Source organism: Arenimonas sp., from assembly GCF_019459675.1.
Taxonomy (GTDB): domain Bacteria; phylum Pseudomonadota; class Gammaproteobacteria; order Xanthomonadales; family Xanthomonadaceae; genus Arenimonas.
This window is the reverse complement of sequence record NZ_JAIBFH010000472.1, coordinates 1-2222: the sequence shown is the minus strand read 5'-3', so window position 1 is coordinate 2222 and position 2222 is coordinate 1. Positions and strand designations below refer to the sequence as shown.

Below are 2222 nucleotides of genomic sequence, written 5' to 3'. Positions count from 1 at the left end.
CGGGGGGGCTCGGCCCGCCGGGGCGATGCCGCGGTAGCGGCGCAGCGGCCCGCGCAGGAAGGGGTTGGTGAAGGGCGTCACGGCGCGGGCCAGCGCCTCGGCGGGACGCGATTGGCTGCGATCGCCCAGCAGCAGGCCTGGCCGCAGCAGGTCAACGCGCTCGAAGCCCATTTCGGCGAGGGCGCGCTCGGTTTCGCCCTTCACGCGCAGGTAGAAATTCCCCGACTGCGCGCTTGCGCCCACCGACGACACCAGGATGGCTTGCCGCGCGCCCAGTGCACGCGCCATCGCCGCCAGGCGTAGCACCAGCTCGCGGTCCACCGCCAGGAAAGCCTCGCGCGAGCCCGCCGCCTTCAGCGTGGTGCCCAGGCAGCACACGTAGGCATCAATCGCTGGCGCTTCTTGCCTGAGTGTTTCCAGTAGTTCGGTGTCGGAATCGACCGACAGGCTTGAAACGGGCGCGATCAGCCTGGGCGATCGGACGCCGACGGGCCGCCGCACGGGCGCCAGCACGCGCGGGCCCTCGGCCTGCGACAGCAGCAGTTCAAGGACGCTGGATCCGACCAGTCCCGACGCCCCGGCCAGCAACACGGTGGAAGCCGGATTCACGCGATTACGCCCACTCGGTCAGGCCTTCGCGGTCATACAGTGTCCGGAACGAAGGGCGCGCCTTCATCCGCTGCGCCAATGCGTCCAGCTGGGGCCACTGCGTGGCCGGCCTGGGCATGTTGCGCGACCAGCGCATCAGCATGGTCAGGTGGAAATCGGCGGCGCTGGCCGCGGCGCCCAGCAGGTAGGGGCCGCGCTTTTCCAGATGGCCTTCGATGCGGTCCCAGCAGGCCTCGATGCGCTGGCGCGCCAGGTCCCTGGCGGCGTCGGCGTTGGTTTCACCGGCCGCTTCGGCGGGGTAGAACCAGGTTCGGAAGGCTGGCTGAAGCGTGTTGGCCAGGTACAGCAGCCATTGGTAGTAGCGCCCGCGCTCGATGCTGCCCACCTCCGGCGCCAGCCCGAAGGAAGGGTGCGCGTCAGCCAGGTAAAGCACGATCGCAGCCGCCTCGCTCAGCGGTTCGCCGTCCACCAGCAGGGTGGGCACCACGCCGACGGGATTGAGGGCGAGATACTCCGGGCGCTTGTGGTCGCCGGCCTGCAGGTCGAGTTTGCGCAATTCGTGGCGGGCGCTGGTTTCAATCAGCAGCCAATGCACCACCAGGCTGGCGGCACCGGGGGAATAATAGAGGGTGTACATGGCAGCTTCCGGCCGGGGGGGGACGGCGAAGCATACGATGGCGTGCCCTGCCCCGGCCAACCGCCAGGCAAAGAAAAAGCCCCGGGTGTCGCCACCCGGGGCTTTACTCAATCGCTGAGGATTGGATTACTCAGGCTGAACTTCGTCAGCCTGCATGCCCTTCTGGCCCTTGACGAGCTTGAAGGAGACCTTCTGGCCTTCCTGCAGGGACTTGAAGCCGGTGCCCTGGATGGAGCGGAAATGGACGAAGACGTCTTCGCCGTTGTCACGGCTGATGAAGCCGAAGCCCTTGGCGTCGTTGAACCACTTAACGGTACCGATCTGACGATCCGACATGAAACACTCCTTGAAACAAATGGATTAATCGCTGACGGAAACATTCCGCCGCGCGACTGGGGTTGCAAGGAGAGCGAGGTGAAAAGATGTAGCGGATCGGTGGATCTACCGCATCAGGCCACGATTCACAGTGACCCTTCGCAAACACAGTCGCCGTCGAGGGTACGCCCTTCCGGCAAGGAATGCCAGCACTTTGTGTTGGCGGGTCGGCCGCCCTCGCCGCCCGGGCCGGGCGCCAGGCTCAGTCCAGCACGACGGGGATCTTCCCGATGCGCGACTGCCACTCACGGGGACCGGTGCAGTGCACCGATTCGCCGGTGGAATCCACGGCCACGGTGACCGGCATGTCCCGGACCTCGAATTCGTAGATCGCCTCCATGCCCAGGTCGGAGAATCCGACCACGCGGGACGCCTTGATGGCCTTGGACACCAGGTAGGCGGCGCCGCCGACGGCCATCAGGTAAACCGACCGGTGCTTCTTGATGGCCTCGATCGCCACCGGCCCGCGCTCGGCCTTGCCCACCATGCCCATCAAGCCGGTCTGGGCCAGCACCTGCTCGGTGATCTTGTCCATCCGGGTGGCGGGGGGGGGGGGCGCCGGGGCCCCCCCCAAGGGGGGCGCCCCGGGCGCCGCGGCCCC

Annotated in this window: 4 protein-coding genes; all 4 read right to left on the bottom strand. The window is 67.5% G+C overall.

Annotated elements, in window-relative coordinates:
• Positions 1–609: NAD-dependent epimerase/dehydratase family protein (locus K0M70_RS15435; protein ID WP_290783477.1), on the bottom strand; the 609-nt coding region annotated here is incomplete at its 3' end.
• A 4-nt stretch (positions 610–613) separates the two neighbouring features.
• Positions 614–1246, bottom strand: a complete 633-nt coding sequence (locus tag K0M70_RS15430) for a glutathione S-transferase family protein (protein ID WP_290783474.1) — start codon at positions 1244–1246, stop codon at positions 614–616.
• A 126-nt stretch (positions 1247–1372) separates the two neighbouring features.
• Positions 1373–1582: a cold-shock protein gene (locus K0M70_RS15425; protein ID WP_290783471.1), complete on the bottom strand. Its 210-nt coding sequence runs from the start codon at positions 1580–1582 to the stop codon at positions 1373–1375.
• A gap of 241 nt (positions 1583–1823) precedes the next feature.
• The coding region (locus K0M70_RS15420; protein WP_290783468.1) for a fumarate hydratase C-terminal domain-containing protein at positions 1824–2222 on the bottom strand (399 nt) is incomplete at its 5' end.

Excerpts from the sequence above, each read along its gene's own strand:
- K0M70_RS15425 (WP_290783471.1), bottom strand. The coding sequence starts at position 1,582 with ATGTCGGATCGTCAGATCGGTACCGTTAAGTGGTTCAACGACGCCAAG.
- K0M70_RS15430 (WP_290783474.1), bottom strand. The coding sequence starts at position 1,246 with ATGTACACCCTCTATTATTCCCCCGGTGCCGCCAGCCTGGTGGTGCAT.